This window comes from [Flexibacter] sp. ATCC 35208, from assembly GCF_001975825.1.
GTDB lineage: Bacteria > Bacteroidota > Bacteroidia > Chitinophagales > Chitinophagaceae > Chitinophaga.
Genome location: NZ_MTKN01000013.1, coordinates 32760 through 51852, shown reverse-complemented (window position 1 = coordinate 51852; position 19093 = coordinate 32760). Strand labels below are relative to the sequence as shown.

Sequence of the window (19093 nt, the reverse complement as noted above, 5' to 3'; positions counted from 1 at the left end):
TTTCCATTAATTATTACAGGTATCATTTAATTAAAAAATGAACAGCGTTAAAGTTATGCCCTGTACATCCGATGCGTTTAATAGTTATCCAGATATAACAACATGAATAAAAAAATTGGAGGATTCAACACTGGTCTGATAATAAGAAATACAGGCATTGTATTGCTGTTGATATTATTAGTGGTGGCACTTTTTTCAAAAAGGATATTTATTACCATTAAGCCAGGAGAGGCTGGCGTATTGTATAATATATTTACCGGTACAGATATGAGCAGAACATACGGTGAAGGATTACATTTAATCAGCCCGGTTAATACCATGATCGTTTATAATGTTCGTACCCATAAAATAAATTTTGATCAATACTTACTTAGTGCAAACGGACTTACTATTCATGTATTACATTCTGTTCTCTATAAGCCGGATGTTCGTTTATTACCTTCACTCCATCAGAAAATCGGCCCCGGCTATGAACAGCTTATTGTTGATCCGAATGTGAAGTCTATGATGAGGAAGGAGATTGCAGGCCTTACACCGGAAGAAATTTACATGGTTGACAGAGGTGTTGTTGAAAAGAATAACAAGGACAACCTTTCTAAGATACTTGCTAAAGATCAGATCCTTATTGAAGGATATTACATAACAAGTATCGCCTTACCCGATTCTGTAAACAAAGCCATTGAATCTGTATATCGTCAGCAACAGTTAAACGAAGAATATGATTACAGGCTGGCTGTGGAAGATAAAGAACGTACACGGAAAGGGATAGAAGCCCAGGGTTTGAGGGAATTCAGTTCCGTTTCAAAAATCTCCCCGTTATTATGGAAAGCTCTTGACGTAACACAAAAAATAGGTACTTCTCCCAATTCAAAATTGATTTTTATGGGTAGTGGTACCAGGGGGTTACCCATTCTCTTAAGCGATCAGATGGCTGCCGGTCAGGATACGACAGCACAACGACGACCAGTTATAATTCCGTAAATAATTTTTTATCACTATAAAAATCATACTAATGACAGAAAATCAACAATTGCAGGAAACGGTCATCACAGGTAAAACCGCTAAGGAAATCATCAAGAAACACGTGCTTATTTCTATGGGTGTAGGTGCCGTACCTATTCCATTTGTAGATGTAGCTGCAATTACAGCTACACAACTTTCTATGATCAGCAAACTGGCCGCCCACCACAATGTGCAGTTTTCTAATGATCTGGGTAAATCTATTATCGTTTCCCTGGTTGGCGGTGCAGGTAGTAAAGCACTCGTAATGGCTTCTATCGGCAGTTTCATTAAATTCATCCCGGTTGTAGGTACTGCTGTCGGAGCTGTTACATTCCCTGCTATTGCCGGTGCCACAACATATGCTATCGGACAGGTATTCGATAAACACTTTGCAGGTGGAGGAACAATGCTGGATTTAAAAGCATCTGATATGAAAACCTATTTTGCAGAGGAACTGGATAAAGGAAAGGAATTTGCAGGTAAAGTTAAAAAAACTGTTACAAAACCATTTACCTCAAAAAGTGAATCCTTAACAGAAGAGGGAAAAGAAGAGACCATATAAGCACTATATTATGGTGAACATTCTTTTTACTCCTTTCTTTATCGGTTGGATCATTCTTAGCCTGATATGCGCCATCCTTGGAGCTAACAGACGTACACGCTTCTGGGGAACCTTCTGGTTGGCCATGATCGTCTCTCCATTCCTGGTACTGATCATGCTGATGATCTTTCAACCTGTAAAAAAAGGATAATGTCCTTTACATCTACCTAATCCTTATTGCCATGGATGTTAATGGCGTACAGCTTTTTATTTTTCCGCATGCCGGTGGAAGCGATTTGTCTTATCGCTCACTAGAACGAAAATTGCAGATAACAGGTACCACATTTACAATTTGTTATCCGGGAAGAGCAAAACGTTTTAATGAGCCATTCGCAAAGGATGTCCCGTCTTTGGCAAAGGATTGCATGGATATTATTACGCTTAACAGACAACATGATCTGCCGATGGTTTTCCTGGGTCATAGCCTGGGAGCACTGGTGGCTTATGAAACAATAAAGTGTTTACGTACATCCGGCTCAGGACTGCCTGAGCTGGTTTTCCTCACCGGCAGAAGCGGCCCTTGTGAAGCTCCCGTGAACATGGAAAGACACAAATTAGCAGACGGCGAACTAATTACACACCTGTCGGCGATGGGAGGGATTGACCTTAGCCTTCTCACAAATCCTGATTTTATTTCTTTTTTTCTGCCCGTAATCAGAAATGATCTGCGTTTGAATGATACCTATAAGTATTGTGAAAGCAACAGATTCGATATTCCATTTGTATTGCTGAACGGCAGCAATGATAGAATTGCTGAAACGCAGGCACTGCTTTCATGGCAGAAAGAAACCCTCGGAATATGTATTCATGAATTCCTCGACGGAGGACACTTTTTTTTGCTTGAATCTCCCGATTTCAGTAAAAAGATAAGTCAGTTTATCCATCGTTATGTTATATGTACTCAATTACCCTACGTCTAATTTATCTATTATGAAGTCAGTATCCCATGAATCACTGAGCAGTCTGCAAAAATCATTTCTCATTATCAGAAACCTCGAAAGAAAATTAAAAGATCAGTTAATCAGTACTGATTCAATGGAAGAAATTGCTGTTGTTGGGATGGCCTGCCATCTGCCAGGTGGTATTCATACAGTGAACGATTTCTGGAATGCATTGCTGGCAGGAGAAGACCTGGTAACAAATTACAGCTTGTTAACCCGCTGGCAGGAAATGGAACAAAAGGAATACCTGTTTAATAAATGTATGCCCCATGCCGGATTACTAGATGACATCACATTGTTCGATAATGACTTTTTCCATATATCACCGGCAGAAGCCAGATATATAGATCCTCAACACAGACATCTCCTCATGCTTGCACATAAAGCACTCGCTGATGCAGGCATCCCGGCTGATAAACTGAAAGGTTCGGATACAGGCGTCTTTACGGGTATCAGCGCATTTGACTATAGCCTGCACATTATGCAACAGGATGAATCCCTGAGAATAAATCCCTATGTATGCAGCGGTAATTCATTCAGTGGTGCCAGCGGACGGATATCCTATTGCCTCGGGCTTCATGGCCCGTGTATCAGTATAGATACCGCCTGCTCTTCTTCTCTGGTGGCATTACACCAGGCCGCGGCAAGCCTGAGACGCAATGAATGTAACCTCGCACTGGTAAGCGGGGCTAACCTCATTTTATCACCCTACCTGCAGGCCAGTCTTACAGAAGCTGGTATGCTCTCTCCCGATGGTCGTTGTAAGGCCTTTGATGATAGTGCAAATGGATATGTGCGCTCCGAAGGTTGTATTACTGTTGTACTTAAACGATTATCAGATGCTGAAAAAGATGGCGACCGCATCTATGCCTGTATTAAAGGTTCTGCAGTTGCCCAGGATGGCGCCAGCGGAGGATTGACCGTGCCCGATCCGGCCAGTCAGGCAAAAGTTATTAAACATGCACTCGCTGCTGCCGGTATGGAAGCCGATGATATCCGCTTCGTGGAAACCCATGGTACAGGTACCCCCCTGGGTGATCCTATAGAGGCCGAAGGCCTACACCTCGCTTTCGGAGAACGCCATAACAGGGAAAAAATAGTGGCCGGATCTGTGAAAAGTAATTTCGGACACCTGGAAGCGGCAGCCGGACTGGCAGGCTTCATGAAAGCCTGCCTGAATGTATACCACAAACAAATGCCCCCTTCCCTGCACTTTAACACTCCTAATCATCATATCGATTGGCAACAGATGCCTTTTCATATTAATGCGGAAAAATACCTTTTCAGTAACGATAAGAAACGCATAGTTGGTGGTGTTAGCTCATTCGGCTTTACAGGGACAGTTGCCCACTGTATTGTTGCGGAATATCAACATACAGTGGTTGAAAAATGTATCCCGCCACCAGACTTTCAATTAAAACCCCATTGGCTGGGAAAACTACCCGGCCCTGTTGTTCCTACCGGATATACCGTTAAATGGAAAGAGGTTGAACTGGCCACAGATAGAAAACCGGAAAATGATATGGCGTACGTATATGTTGAAACAGATGGAGGCACTCCGGCTTTTCAGAAAACGTTTCTCTCCGGTAAAAACGCTTTTTCTATCGCAATAGATCACCTCTGCCGGCTGGAGAATATTTTTTCTACACAACGTTATCAGCAATATTGCCTGGTATACGATCTCAGCGCATGGATAGAAGAGGATGAAAATGATGAATATACCCTGTCCGCAGCCTTTAAACATATTATTCAACTCTTTCAGACTTTAAAAACACTTTCTTTATCGCCGGGCGTTATACTTTTTATCACCCGTCAGGGCCTCCCTGTAAACGGAACGGCACCCTTATATGCATTACAACATAGTCTTGCATCCTTTATCAGATCTGCATCCCTGGAGTTACAATCCCCTGCCATGCTGGTGCTGGATATACACAATGATCTTCCGGATATGAACTTTATTAATCGCTATGTGCAGCAGTCATATTTCCGGGAAACAGCCTTTAGAAACAATAAATACTGGTATCCTGTTATTTCACCTGCCACACCGGTACCCCCAATAAAAGTGACATTGGATAATGAAGGCACCTACCTGGTTACAGGAGGCAACGGAAGCCTGGGTGAACATATCGCCGTTTGGTTGAGGGACAATGGAGCCGGCCAGGTAATTATTACTGGCAGATCTGCAAATGCAAACCATAAAAATGATCGTATCATTTATAAACAGCTGGATGTTGCCTGTGAAGAAGACGTAAAAGCATTTGGTAAATGGCTGAAAAGCACTTCTCTGCCGCTTAAAGGGATCGTACATGCCGCCGGTACAAATAGTCGTTGTTTACTAAAAGATATGACCATAGATGATATGTTGCAGGTGGGAGCTCCCAAGATCAACGGTATCAGGTACCTCAGCAGGCATCTGCCGTCTGATCAGCTTGATTTCCTGGTAACATATTCTTCCATAGCGGCAATATGGGGCTCTGCCATGCTTGCGCATTATGCAGCTGCAAACGCTTATATGGATGCTTTTGTACTCCATTTAAAAACAAAAGGTATTCCTGCTGCAACCATCAACTGGGGACCCTGGAAGAATAGTAATATGGTGCTGAAAGATAGTAATACCACCAGCCTGCTGGAAGAATCCGGCGTACTGACTGTGCATGCAGATACTGTTGGAAAAAGTTATGCTTCCCTGCTAGGCATAAGCCAGGATCAGCGGATTTATGTACAGTTAAATCAATCCCGCTTTTTACAGATGATGGAAATAAGAGGCGCGCAAAGTTACTGGGAAACATTACGCGGAATGCAACAGCAGAAGCCTGTAACAGCAAACAATACTGCGACATTGCCCAACCTGATGCTGATCACAGATGACGCTGAAAGAGCGAGTCTTATTCACCATGAACTGGTACTCCTTGTAAAAGAAGTATTAGTCATTCCGGAAGAAGAGGAGATAGATCCCGCCAGGAGTTTTAGTGATATGGGAATGGATTCTATTTTACTCCTGAAGTTTGTGGAAAGAATCAATAAACGCCTGGGTACAACAATCACTTCAAATACAATCTTCAATTACCCGGCTACAGGTTTGTTAACGACCCACATCAATGAATTATCAACACCGCAACCAGTAACAGTGATAAAAACGGTTAAAGAGAATCTCCGGTATAGTTATACAGAAGATATGAGTGATGCCGAACTGCTGAAAATGATCAATAAAGAAATTCAAAAATATTCATAAGATGATGGAAAATATTGACCTTGTCAGGAAGTTATACAAAAGCCTTAGAACGGCCGAAGCAAAAATTGAATCCCTGGAGAAAAAGGAAAATGGTCCCGTGGCTATAGTTGGCATGTCCTGTCGTTTTCCAGGTGCGGACAGTATAGCCTCATTCTGGAATAATCTGTGTAATGAACAGGATGCTGTGATTGAAGTACCGGCAGATCGCTGGAATAAAAATTGGTTTTATGATAAAAATCCTGATACACCGGGTAAGTCCTATTGTAACAGTGGCACTTTTTTAGCCGATGTAAAAGGATTTGATGCTGCCTTTTTTAAAATTACTCCTGCAGAGGCAAAACATATGTCTCCACAGCAAAGAATATTGCTGGAAACAACCTGGCAGGCGCTGGAATCTGCAAATATCCGCCCGGGAAGCCTGATGGGCACCGGTACAGCTGTATACCTCTCCGCGTCCGACGATCATTATAAATATTTTTCAACAGAAAATTACGGAAAAGGAATATCTCCTTATTCTGTTACAGGTACTGCTGCCGCTACTGCCAGCGGAAGAATTGCTTACCAGTTAGGACTAACCGGAGCCAATATGGTCGTGGATACGGCCTGCTCATCCTCTCTTGTAGCTGTAGATCTTGGTATGCAGGAATTACGGGCCGGCAAAACAGACCTTGTGATTGCAGGTGGCATCAACCTGCAGCTTTCTCCCTTAGGGCATATTTGTCTTTCTAAAACAAGAGCATTATCTCCCGATGGCCGTTGCAAAACATTTGATGAAAGTGCTGATGGATATGGGCGCGGTGAGGGATGTGGTATTGTTATCCTGAAACGATATGAAGATGCCGTAAGAGATGGAGACCATATTTTCTCCATCATCAGGGGATCTGCATTAAACCAGGATGGTGCCAGTAACGGGATGACTGCACCAAACGGACTGGCACAGGAGAGATTGCTGCATACAGCACTCGAACAGGCCGGTGTTTCTGCCAGTGAAGTACTATACCTGGAAGCACATGGTACCGGTACCAAACTGGGCGACCCGATTGAGGTGGAAGCCATTCAACACGTATATAACAAAATATCGCGGCAAGATCATCCGCTTTATATAGGAAGTGTTAAAACCAATATTGGACATCTGGAAGCCGCTTCCGGTGTAGCTTCCCTGATAAAAACAGCTTTATGCCTTTATCATGGAAAAATACCCGCCAGCCTGCACTATAATTCACCCAATCCCGCTATCAGCTGGAACGACCAGGTAAAAGTAGTTACTACCCTTACGGATCTACCTGCCGGTGCATCCGGATTTGCTGCCGTGAGTGCTTTTGGTTTTAGCGGAACAAATGTGCATATGGTATTGCAATCAGCACACAAAGCAAATCAGGGAAAACAAACCGATGAGGCAACCCTGTTAATGCTGTCTGCAAAATCTGTAAGATCCTTAAAAAAACTGGTAGAAACATATGTGCTTTACCTGAAGGATACAACATATGCAATCACGGATATTGCATTTACCGCATTACATTGCCGGGATCATTTTGAAGAGAAACTGGCAGTTATTGCCACTGATAAACAGGCTGCTATCCAACTCCTGCAATCATTTAATACTACAGAGAGACTGCTGGTAGCCCCTGGTGTGGATACAACAACATTGTTGAAAGAAGCACATACTTACCTGCATTCTAAAATAATCACCCCGGGTGCATTTTCAATACAGGGCACAAAAGTACCCATACCGGTTTACCAGTTTGATCATGAGATGTACTGGATTGATGCCGCTTTATACCGCGCATTTATTAACCCGGAACAGGAGGAAACCACTATGGCACTTGCAGCTGAAGTGAAAAATGCTTCGGCAGAATCATTGTCATTGTATGTAAACAGGATCATCCGTGAGATTACAGAACTAAGTACAGACGCCTTTACCGACGAAGATGATTTTTTCAGTATTGGTCTTGATTCTATCATGTTGATGCACATGCGGGAAATGATCCTGGATGATAAACATATCAATATTGAAATTGCAGTATTCTACGACCGGGTCAATACACCTGGCAAACTAAAGGAATTCCTGCAGGTTTCGTTGCCGGCAGACGCTTATGTGGAGGAACGTGCTGATGATAATGCCTATGTTCCATATAAACAACCGGAAGTTAGTACAGATCAGAAACTGAATGAACAGGATGAGGCACTGGTGGCACTGGTGAATGAGGTTGTGGAGAAAAGCGGAGGATCCCGTGAGATAACACAACACTTCCGCCGCTATTTTGCTAATAACAGGAATATTGCCGGCTTCAAACCGAAGTGGAAGGATATGGTGTATCAACTGGTGGCAGAAAAAGGCGCCGGCGCACATATATGGGATGTAAATGGCAATCGTTTCCTGGACTTTACAATGGGATTTGGAGTACACCTGTTTGGTTATAATCCTCCTTTTGTGAATGAAGCCTTACAGGATATATTACAGCGTCAGCTGATATTAGGAGCATTATCTCCCCAGGCAGGCCGGCTCGCAGAAAGGATCTGTACAATCACGGGGAATGACCGTGTGGCATTCTATAACACCGGTACAGAGGCCGTAATGGTAGCACTTCGTTTGGCAAGGGCAGCTACCGGTAAAAATAAGATTGTCCTTTTCTCCGGTTCCTATCACGGGACTTTTGATGGCATCCTGGCCAGACCTGGAAAAGGAATTTATGCCGAGCCTCTGGCACCCGGCGTAAGCAACACCGTTAGCCAGGATGTAATTGTGCTGCGGTATGGTAATGAACAGGACCTGGAACATATTATCACATTGGCAGGCGAAATAGCCGCTGTATTGGTAGAACCTGTGCAGAGCAGAAGACCGGATTTCTTTCCGGCTGCATACCTTGAAAAACTGTCGCGCATTACTTCCGCCAATAACATTGCCCTGATCTTTGATGAAGTAATATCCGGATTCAGATTCGCTATCAATGGCATTCGTGCTTTTACAAAGGTTCGTCCGGACCTCACCACTTATGGAAAGATTATAGGAGGTGGAATACCGGTGGGCATTGTAGCCGGGAATAAGAGATTTATGGATGCAGTCGATGGTGGTCACTGGTCGTATGGTGATCCTTCTTACCCTGCAGTGACCAATACATTTGTGGCTGGTACCTTCTGCCATCATCCGCTGGCCATGGAAGCCGGAATGCAGGTGCTGGATTACCTGGAAGCAAATCCTGATATCTATATATCACTGGAAGAAAAAACAGCACAGATCTGCAGTGAATTAAACAGGTATTTTGAAGAGAAAGATCTTCCGGTAAGTATGGTTCATTTCGGATCGCTTTTCCGGTTTGTTCTCAAAGGAAATTATGAACTGCTTTTTTATAAACTGCTGGCAAAGAATATTTACATATGGGAGGGGAGGAACTGTTATGTAGCAACTGCACATACCCAGGAAGATATCCGCTATTTTATTGATGCAGTGAAGCAAAGTTTTGAAGAGTTACTGGACGCACAACTGATCCGTACAGAAGTACCGGTAGTTAATACAAGGCTTTCCTATGCACAACAGAATATCTGGTGGGCCTGGAAATTACAGCCTGATTCATCCGCATTTAATCTTTCAGAAACGCTGCTGATTGAAGGTCCATTCCTTCCTGCAAAATTTGAGGAAGCATGTAACCTGCTGCTTCAGAAGCATGAAATTCTTCGCATGTCCTTTTATGAGGAAGATGGGATACCCCGGCAGCAACTGCGCACAGATGCCCGTATTATGCTCAGCGAGATCTTTTTACCGGAAGACGAATCAGCAGCAGAGAAAGTATTATTTGAGTTGAACAGCCAGCCATTTAATACTGCCAATGAATTATTATGGAGAGTCTCTGTATGCCGGCGTGGAGAGGACCGTTATATCGTATCGGTAACCATCCACCATATCATCTGCGATGGCTGGTCAATGGAAATTTTGTTCAATGAGCTGATCGATACCTATAATGAACTGACAACAGGTAATAAAAGAGATTCATCACAGCCTATTCAATACCGTCAATATATAGAAGAAGAACAAAATACAGCCACCAATGAACAACTGAAATCTTTCTGGCATCGCCAGGTAAGTAACATAGCCCCGATGAATATGCCGGCTGTAACCGGTAGCCAGGGAAAAGGCGAAGAAACGCTTTTAATAAGCGGTGTAATGTATTCACAAATTAAGCAACTGGCGGCTGATCTGAACCTGAGTGTATTTATTGTAGTAGCCGCCGTTACACAATTGTTATTACATTGTTATACCGGCGCCACAGATCTCACTACAGGAACACCTGTTACAGGTAGAAGTAAAAATAAATGGAACAGGCTGATAGGCCACTTCCTCAATATACTGGTATTACGTATTGATATCAGGAGTGAGGAAAGCGCAGTTGATTTTCTCAACCGGCTTAAAACCCTGCTGCTGGAGATGTATGAAAAGCAGGATTATCCCTTTGAGCTGTTGAAAAATGAATGCTGGGACCGTAGCAGTACATTCCCATTCTTTGAAGTGGAAATTTCACTGCAGAACTTCCGGTTAAAACGCCATCATAATGACCGGAAATTTAATGATCTCACTGTTCGCCCTTTAGGGGGAAGCCTTTCCATAGATCCGAGAAAATATCCAATGGAGTTCCGCTTTGATGAAGGGCATGAAGATATTATGCTGAAACTGGTGTATGATAGTACGCTATATCCTGATCTGCTGATACAGGAAATGATCAGCGACTGGCAACAACTGCTTGAATTACTGATAGACCAGCAGGATCAGGCAATTGGAGCACTCATTGCATCCATCAGAGAAATGCAACAGCAAAGAAAATCAAATGCCCTTCAGACACACCGCAAAAAGAATATCACCGGCCTTTTATCCAACAAAATACCCTAATAATATTCGTTATGCAATTTAACAGACCCCAGTTTTCCCTGAAAAATATACAACCTAAAACCGTTGATCTGCCGGAAGATATATTGCAGCGCGAAGCGATGTTACCTGGTCACTTCCCCATGGTATACAAGCCGGCTATAGATGGTATCTCCCTGGGTTCATGGATAGGAGATCACCTGGCAGATATCGAGGCAGATTTAAAAAAATATGGCGCCATTCTTTTTAGAGGATTTGATGTGCCGGACAGAGATGCCTTCCAGGAAGTGATGAAAGCATTCGGGGAAGAGCTGATGTCGTATAAAGACCGATCTTCTCCCCGTACTGAAATCAGCGGCAATTTATATACTTCTACAGAGCACCCGGCAGATCAGGTGATTAATATGCATAATGAACTGTCCTACTCTCATACATGGCCGCTGAAGATTGCCTTTTACTGTTCAAAACAACCATTGGAAAGAGGAGAAACACCTATTGCTGATGTAAGAAAAGTATTAAAGCGACTGCCGGATGCACTTATCAGCAGTTTTAAACAGAAAGGCATTTTATACCGCCGTTTGTTACAAAAAGGAGTAGGCCTGTCATGGCAGGAAGTATATCAGACAGAAGATAGAGCCGTCGTTGAGCAGCACTGTAAAACATACGGACTGAATTTTAAATGGCTGGAAAAGGATGCCCTGGAAATAAAATGGTGCAGGCCTGCTATCCGTAATCATCCTGTTACAGGTGAAGAGATCTGGTTTAATCATGGCTATTTCTTCAACTTCATGGCACTGGCCCCTGAAATCCGTACAGCATTTGCTAGTATGGACGAGCTGCCCTTCAATACTTATTATGGAGATGGGTCTCCCATTGAACCTGCTTTTCTTACCGCCATTTTTGAAGCCTACCGGGATGAATGTGTGTATTTCCCCTGGGTAAATCAGGATATCCTGCTAATGGATAATATGCTGGTGGCACACGGTCGTAATTCATTCACCGGAGCAAGAGAAATTAATGTAGTAATGATGCAGCCTTTCGGGGAACATGCCTAATTATTTATACAATGACAAGTATTTTATTGGACGCGATTACCCTGTCCCTTACTGAACAGCAGAAAGTGATATTCAAAACAGGAGGAGAAAGACTCCCCGTTTTTTGTAACTGGAAGTTTGAAGCGACTATCCCGGTGGATGTTCCGGTTCTGAAAAAAATGATTACCTGCCTTTTTCAACAGCATGAGGCGCTTTCGACCAGGTTTGTAGAACAGGCCAATCTTGTATACCCATTGCAGAGAATTATGCCGGATGATGTTTCCGGCTATCATATCGCTGTGGAAAGCCATCCCGGTAATGCCACCGATTTCCTGCTGCATTGCAGAAACTATCCGCATGAGACTGAAATGAGTTGCGTATTTATGGCTGCTCCTGATACAACAGCAGGATATTGGAATGCATATCTGCAATTTCCATCAGGTATAGTTGATTTTCATAGTATGGGAAAGCTTTGCGTGGCCATCCAGGAACTCTTTTCCGGACGCATAGCCGCCATTCCGGTCGTTGCATATTCGCAATATGTAAGCTGGCAACACGATACATTAAAAGAAGTACCTGAAGCTGTAAAGGACTGGTGTAACAAGCAGTTATCCGGACAGACTGATTTTACCCCTTTCCTGTTTCATCGTACTGCGCCTGTTATTGCCGGGAAATATGAAACCACCTGCAGACATACCATTCCACTCTCTTCTGTTATAACCAGGGAATATTGTTATGCGATTTTTGCTATACTCCTCAGTCATTTTACCAATAAAAACGTGGTACGGCCAGGTATTGTTTTACCCGGACGTATATATGATGAACTGGATCAGACAGTAGGATTAATTGACCAGGTAGTGCCTTTACAGCTTACTTTTGACGAAACATGTTCCTTCCATCAACTCAGGACTTTAACCGGTAAGCTACTGTCAGAACTTCAATCTGTAGCTGAGTATATCAGTCATGACCTTATTAATACCACTCCTTATATTATCCAGTATGTGAAAATGCCGGAAGGCGTTAGTTTGAATGACTGGCAGGTATTGCAACCCGGTGCCGCTTTACAGCTGGATGTACTGGAAGATCATACCGGCATCACAACCAGGTGGAATTATAACACGGCCTGTTTTAAAAAGTCTGATGTGGAACAACTGGACGTTGTGTTGCAAAAGTTATTTGAAAAGGGAACAGCTCTCCCGGACAATCTCACGGATGTAAACCAGCTCACAGAAACATTCTCTGTTACTCCGGTAAAGCCGGATCCCACACAAAAGGATATCCTCGGGATGTTTAATACCGCCTGTCATAAGTATGCAGCTAAGACAGCGGTTATAGATGATCATCAAAGTTATACTTATGCCTCCTTACAGGAGCAATCGGATATGCTGGCTAAATGCCTGATAGCAGAGAAAGGTATTCAGCCCGGAGATATCATTGCATTATGTGCATCCAGAAGTGCAGACCTTATTGCTGTTATACTGGCCATTCTGAAAACGGGCGCTGCTTTTCTGCCTGTTGATATGTCCCAGCCGGACGAACGTATTCATGCTGTGTTGAATGATGCATCACCCGCACTTATCCTGACCGCACTGCCGGGTGACCGGCATATCCCAGGTAATACCTGTACGGTAAACAGCTTATTCAATACTACGGAAATTAACACCACCATCACACTGCCGCAAACGCAGGGAACAGATCTGGCCTATATCATTTATACATCCGGTACAACCGGTAAGCCGAAGGGATGTATGATCAGCAGGGAAAACTTGTCGCATTATATACACTGGTGTAATAATAATTATCTGAAAAATAATGATTACGGTAATTTTCCCTGGTTCACACCATTGTCTTTTGACCTTACCATTACCACTATCTTTTTACCATTGGTAAAAGGGAAACGTATCGTGGTATTCCCTGAAACCAAACAGGCAGATGTAATATTACAGGAATGTTTTTCCGGAGTGAATGGAGTGGATAGCATAAAACTGACTCCTTCACATATCAGCCTGCTGAAAAATACGGATATTAAAAGCACCTCCATACAACTTGTGATCACAGGTGGAGAACAATTGCTTCACTCACAGGTGGATTTACTGTTCGGGCTGAATGAAAAAATAAATCTGTATAATGAATATGGCCCTACGGAAGCTACTGTGGGATGCATTGTAAAGAAAATACAGCCGGATGATGAGTTGATCACCATTGGTAATCCTATTGCCGGTATGCGGGCAATGATTCTTAACAACCGGCAGGAACCTTTGATGCGTGGGCTGATGGGAGAACTTTATCTCTATGGTAACGGCATTGCCAAAGGTTACCTGAATAATACCACACTCACAGGTGAAAAATTTATTACGCTGGGGAATACGCTGTTTTATCGTACCGGGGATCTGGTGAGAAGATTACCAAACGGAGAACTCATTTTCCTTGGCAGAATAGACAGCCAGGTAAAGATCAGGGGATACCGGATCGAAACAGAAGAAATTTTATACCATCTCACCCGTATAAAAGGAATTGTAAAAGCGCATATACTGGTAGAGCAACAGTTGAATGAACCTGTACTGGCTGCCTTCTATGAAGCCACATCCGTTATGGATAAACAGCAGTTGCTGAAAGCCCTCAGTGAAAAGCTACCGGCTTACATGATACCGCAACAGTTCTACCAGGTGAAAAATATGCCACTCTCCGTTAATGGGAAAACAGATGAAAAACAGTTGCGGTTGCACACCCTCACAATAAAAGAAGACACTGTAACTTTTGAACCTCCCATCAATGAAACAGAAGAAAAGATAGCTGCTATCTGGATGGAAATTTTGCAGGTAAACCGTATTGGCAGGAATGATCATTTCTTTACATCCGGCGGGCAGAGTATAAAAGCTTCTGCACTGGTGGCAAGATTAAATAAACAGTTTCACACTACGTTTACCCTGAAGGATATCTTTGAGTATCCTGTTATTTCACAGCAGGCCATCCAGATAACAAATCATATAAAATCATCTCCTGCCGAAGGCCCCGTAGTACTTCCTGCCCAGGAAATGTATGAGCTCTCCGGACAGCAATTGCGTATCTGGACGGAACATCATGCCACACCTTTATCTACTGCATATAATATGCCGGTAGCTTACCGCATCAGTGGGCCTTTTGAGCTAACACGACTGGTTGCTGCATTTGAAAAAGTGATTACGCAGTTTGAATCCCTGCGTACCACCTTTGTTGATACCGGCGCAGGCGGAATAAAACAGCAGATTCATCCAGGTAGTACACTGCAGTATCATTATGAAGAACTGGCCAGGGATGCTGATATAGGGAAAATTTTGGAGGATCATGGTCAGCAGTATATTGCGCTGGATGTATTGCCTCTGTACAGGGTAGCTGTTTACAAAGTGGCTGCAGAAGATTGGTTATTGCTGATTAACCTGCATCATATCATTGCAGACGGATTATCGGAAGATATCCTGCTGAATCAGCTGTTTGCTTATTATGAAGCTGAACATGCCGTCAATGTGTTGAAAGCTCCATTGCAATACAAGGAGTATGCTGCATGGCAGAATAAGCTGAACGCTGAGCACCGGCATAGTGCAGCATACTGGCTTCGTAAGTTCAATACCCCGGTTCCTGCATCCGGTATTCCTGCTCAGGGTAAAACAACACGGTTACAGGAAGACATGGCAGACACTTATACCGTTGACTTTGGAAAGGAACTGACAGCAGGGTTGCTGGCATTTTCCAATACACATCAACATACACTTTTCACTGCGTTATTGAGTATCGTAGATCTGTTATTATATCGTTACAGCGGAGTGAAAGAACGGGTAATAGCTGTACCGGTAGATAATCGCCTGGATGTGATTTTTGAACAACAGGTAGGCTTTTTCCTGAATACCATACTGCTTAAGAATACATTGGATCCTGCAGCGGATGCGTTGCAATTAATTGATAATTGGGCCACAGAACTGGCTGAAGCGTTACAACATAAACAATATCCTTATGAATGGCTGGCCAGGGAGCTGGTTAGCCGTGACCAGATGCAGGGGCAATCTCTTTTTCATGCACTGGTCAATTTCCAGGAAAGGGAACATGGAAATGTGATAGAGAAAGGAGGTCTGCGGCTTGAAAAGATGGACTACAATTACCGTACAAATGCCAAGGTGGATCTGGCATTCAATTTTTCGCTGCATAACAATAACCTGTACCTGGCAGTAGACTATAACAGTTCTCTTTATTCAGGAGAATTTATACACCGCATGACCCGTCATTGCATGGAGCTTACCAGGCAACTGATACTTGATGCGCAACTTCCCGCAGGTAAAATACCGATGCTGGACGATGCAGAACAACAACAATTATTTGCGTATGCTTCAGGTCCTTGTAAAGCACTATTACCTGAAATGACAATCATTTCTGCCTTCCGGGAACAATCTTTGACACATGCGGGACGTATAGCTGTTGTTTCGCCATCAGGAAGTACCACCTATGAAATGCTGGGAAAGAAAGTGGGTATCATAAGTGAACTGCTGACTGAATGGGGCGTTGAACCGGAACAGGTTGTGCCGGTACTGGCAGCCGGTAATGAATTAACGATTGTAACCATGCTGGCTATTATGCAGTGCGGCGCGGTTTACCTGCCCATAGATGCAAAACATCCGGAACCCCGGATTAATTCCATACTCAAACAGGCAGGAGGTAACCTGGTACTTAATACATCCGGTATGCCTTTCCTGCTGGCAGGAATAGATATCAGGGTGCCCGGGACCAACCGTCCTCTGTATAATTATGATGCACCTGTAGTCATTAATCAGGAATCTCCGGCATACATGATTTTTACTTCCGGTACCACCGGTGTGCCCAAAGGTCTCACTATTACGCATGGTGGATTCATGAACATGATTGCAGCACAAACCGAAGGTTTTGGTATCCGGGAAACGGACCGTTGCGGATGGTTGTCGTCTCCGGGATTTGATGCCTCCCTGTCTGAAATATTCATGGCACTTCTCTCAGGAGCGGCACTACACATTCCGGAGCCTGGTCTGATGCACAACCAGCATTTATTTATTGACTGGCTGACGGAACACGCTGTTACAGTAGCAACCATCACCCCCGCTTACCTGCAGGCACTGCCATCCGCATTGCCATCCGCTTTGCGGGTGTTGATTTCGGCAGGTGAAACCTTGCCTGTAAAAACCGGGCAGGCGCTGGCAGACAGGCATACCTTATTTAATGCCTATGGTCCTTCTGAAAATGCGGTATGTACCACCTTTACAAAAATTAATCCTTCAGATACTGTCATGTCAATAGGTACGCCTATTGTAAATGTAAAAGTGCGTGTAGTAGATACCGACGGCATGATGGTGCCGGTGGGTGTACCCGGTGAACTACATATTTCAGGGCCCGGACTTGCAAAAGGTTATTACAACAATGACAGGGAAACCGGGAAACATTTTTATGAAGAAGACCATCAGCATTGGTACCGCACGGGCGACTGGGTACAATGGTTACCCGGAGGACTGCTTGAATTTATAGGCAGAAGGGATCAGCAGATAAAAATCAATGGTAACAGGATGGAGACGGAAGAAGTGACCCGTTGCCTGCTGGAACTTCCTGCTGTGAAAGATGCGGTAGTTGTATATCATACATTTGAAACAGCACAACATCCGGTCCTGCTGGCATATGTTGTGCTGCAAGAAGAGTATGCTGACTATACAACGGATGCCCTGATGTTTGCATGCAGGACTGTTTTACCATCTTATATGGTACCTGCATTTTTTGTGCCGGTTGAACATATACCACTTAACATCAACGGTAAGAAAGATATTACAGGTTTACCTTCTCCCTTCCTGCATATTCCTGATCATGAAACGGTGGCAGTAACCGGGGCGGAAATACTGCTATGTGAGCTGTACAGGGAGTTGCTGGGGATTACCGTTGCAGACCGTTTAACAAATTTCTTTGCAGCCGGCGGGCAGAGCCTGATGGCGATAAAATTGATTTCAGCGATTTACCGGCAGGAAAAGAAGCGCATTACATTAGGTGATTTGTACCGCTATCCGGTGGTTCATGAACTGGCATCGTTACTGGATACGAAAGAAAAGGACATCGACCTTCAGGAAGAGAGACGGGACCGATGGGTCAGTGCTACTCCCATTCAGCAGCATATATGGGCTGATATGGAATTACAGGGTGGACTAAAATACCTGATGACAGGTGCTTTCGAACTGAAAGGTCCGCTGGATGTATCCCTTTGGTTAAAAGCAACTACAAAAGTCCTGGAAGAACAGGACGCACTCCGTTACCGTTTCCGGTTATCAGGCGATGGGCTTTTATGCAAACCATTTGCAATTGAAGTGACACAGGTGCAGTTTCAGGATCATATGGATGGGCAGGACAAGGAGACTTTCGTAAAGGAATTGTCTGCCATTGTTATAGATCCTACACTGGAGCCCTTATGTTATTGTTATCTCCGGAAATATGGTACCGGCGATTATCTCTTTGCTTTTAAATTACATCACCTTATAGGAGATGCATGGACCATTAAAATCCTCTTCACTTCAATTCTTGCATATTATCATGCATCCACTGAAAATGGAAATATCATATCCTATAGTAATTACGCAGATGAAATAAGCAAGGTATCACCTTTCGTTCCTGATCGTAAAAGGCTGGCGGGTACGGGAATATTAAAGGAAATAACCGGTAAAAGCGGAGAGGGTTATTTTAAACATCTGTTTTCAGAAGGCGTACCGGAAAGTATCCGTGCCCTGGCACAATTATATGAAGTGTCTTCATTTGCTGTAATCACAGGCCTGCAGGCATTGTCTTTCATGGAAGCAGGAGAATCCGCTGCACTCACGGTTTATACACCTTTACACGGAAGATTTGATCCGCGCTGGCATCACACTGCAGGCGTGTTTATGAATGTAGTGGCTATCACTATTGCCAGGCAACCTGGTATGCGTATGGGTGCATTACTACAGGAAGTACAGCGTCAGTATACCCGTTTTACGAATGACACCGTCGCATTTACTGCACAATGGATTCCTTCAGCCGCGGAAGAGGATATAGCGCGCGGTACCATGGAAATTCATATAGATGATTTTTCGGAACAGTATGATGAACAGATAAAATCCCTGCCAGATATTGCTGTATTGCCTTTTGAATCGTCTGTGAACATGGTAAGGAAATTCAGTGTGGAATTGCATTTTAAAACAGATTACGCTGCACTGATGGCAGAATGCCTGTTTGATCGCCAGTTTTTTAGTGAATCAAGCATAAGGCGTGGTATCAACAGGTTGGAGCAGCTGCTGCTTGCACCTGTACACGATCACTCACTAACAGTTGCTGAGCTGATGAAGGACATCAGCTCCAGGGAGAATGCAACTGTGCAGGCGTCACAGTCATCAAGTATAAAAGCATTTTTAACTAAGAGATAAG

General features: G+C 43.7%; 8 protein-coding genes. All 8 read left to right on the top strand.

Features of this window, described 5'->3' with window-relative positions:
• Nucleotides 1–102: 102 nt before the first annotated feature.
• Genes BW716_RS10235 through BW716_RS10205 form a run of 8 tightly spaced genes read left to right on the top strand, consistent with a single transcriptional unit; the run spans nt 103 to nt 19092 of the window.
• Nucleotides 103–981 (top strand): prohibitin family protein, encoded by an 879-nt coding sequence (locus BW716_RS10235; RefSeq protein ID WP_083722446.1) that lies wholly within the window; start codon nt 103–105, stop codon nt 979–981.
• Between the two features lie 31 nt (nt 982–1012).
• Nucleotides 1013–1564 (top strand): YcjF family protein, encoded by a 552-nt coding sequence (locus BW716_RS10230; RefSeq protein ID WP_083722445.1) that lies wholly within the window; start codon nt 1013–1015, stop codon nt 1562–1564.
• A 10-nt stretch (nt 1565–1574) separates the two neighbouring features.
• Nucleotides 1575–1754 carry a hypothetical protein gene (locus tag BW716_RS36100; protein ID WP_143708814.1) on the top strand — a complete coding sequence of 60 codons (180 nt, stop codon included), beginning with the start codon at nt 1575–1577 and terminating at the stop codon, nt 1752–1754.
• Nucleotides 1755–1785: 31 nt separating this feature from the next.
• Nucleotides 1786–2523 (top strand): thioesterase II family protein, encoded by a 738-nt coding sequence (locus tag BW716_RS10225; protein WP_083722444.1) that lies wholly within the window; start codon nt 1786–1788, stop codon nt 2521–2523.
• A gap of 10 nt (nt 2524–2533) precedes the next feature.
• The gene (locus tag BW716_RS10220) at nt 2534–5776 is read left to right on the top strand and encodes a type I polyketide synthase (RefSeq protein WP_179091075.1); all 3243 of its coding nucleotides are present in this window, start codon (nt 2534–2536) and stop codon (nt 5774–5776) included.
• Between the two features lies 1 nt (nt 5777).
• The gene (locus BW716_RS10215; RefSeq protein WP_083722442.1) at nt 5778–10655 is read left to right on the top strand and encodes an aminotransferase class III-fold pyridoxal phosphate-dependent enzyme; all 4878 of its coding nucleotides are present in this window, start codon (nt 5778–5780) and stop codon (nt 10653–10655) included.
• An 11-nt stretch (nt 10656–10666) separates the two neighbouring features.
• Entirely contained in the window at nt 10667–11686 is a 1020-nt protein-coding gene (locus BW716_RS10210; protein ID WP_083722441.1) for a TauD/TfdA family dioxygenase, read from the top strand.
• An 11-nt stretch (nt 11687–11697) separates the two neighbouring features.
• A complete protein-coding gene (locus BW716_RS10205; RefSeq protein WP_083722440.1) occupies nt 11698–19092 on the top strand; it encodes a non-ribosomal peptide synthetase in 7395 nt (2464 codons plus the stop codon).
• Nucleotide 19093: the final 1 nt, after the last annotated feature.

Bases quoted from the DNA above. Each gene is read 5' to 3' on its own strand.
- BW716_RS10235 (WP_083722446.1), top strand. From the start codon at position 103: ATGAATAAAAAAATTGGAGGATTCAACACTGGTCTGATAATAAGAAAT.
- BW716_RS10230 (WP_083722445.1), top strand. From the start codon at position 1,013: ATGACAGAAAATCAACAATTGCAGGAAACGGTCATCACAGGTAAAACC.
- BW716_RS36100 (WP_143708814.1), top strand. From the start codon at position 1,575: ATGGTGAACATTCTTTTTACTCCTTTCTTTATCGGTTGGATCATTCTT.
- BW716_RS10225 (WP_083722444.1), top strand. From the start codon at position 1,786: ATGGATGTTAATGGCGTACAGCTTTTTATTTTTCCGCATGCCGGTGGA.
- BW716_RS10220 (WP_179091075.1), top strand. From the start codon at position 2,534: ATGAAGTCAGTATCCCATGAATCACTGAGCAGTCTGCAAAAATCATTT.
- BW716_RS10215 (WP_083722442.1), top strand. From the start codon at position 5,778: ATGATGGAAAATATTGACCTTGTCAGGAAGTTATACAAAAGCCTTAGA.
- BW716_RS10210 (WP_083722441.1), top strand. From the start codon at position 10,667: ATGCAATTTAACAGACCCCAGTTTTCCCTGAAAAATATACAACCTAAA.
- BW716_RS10205 (WP_083722440.1), top strand. From the start codon at position 11,698: ATGACAAGTATTTTATTGGACGCGATTACCCTGTCCCTTACTGAACAG.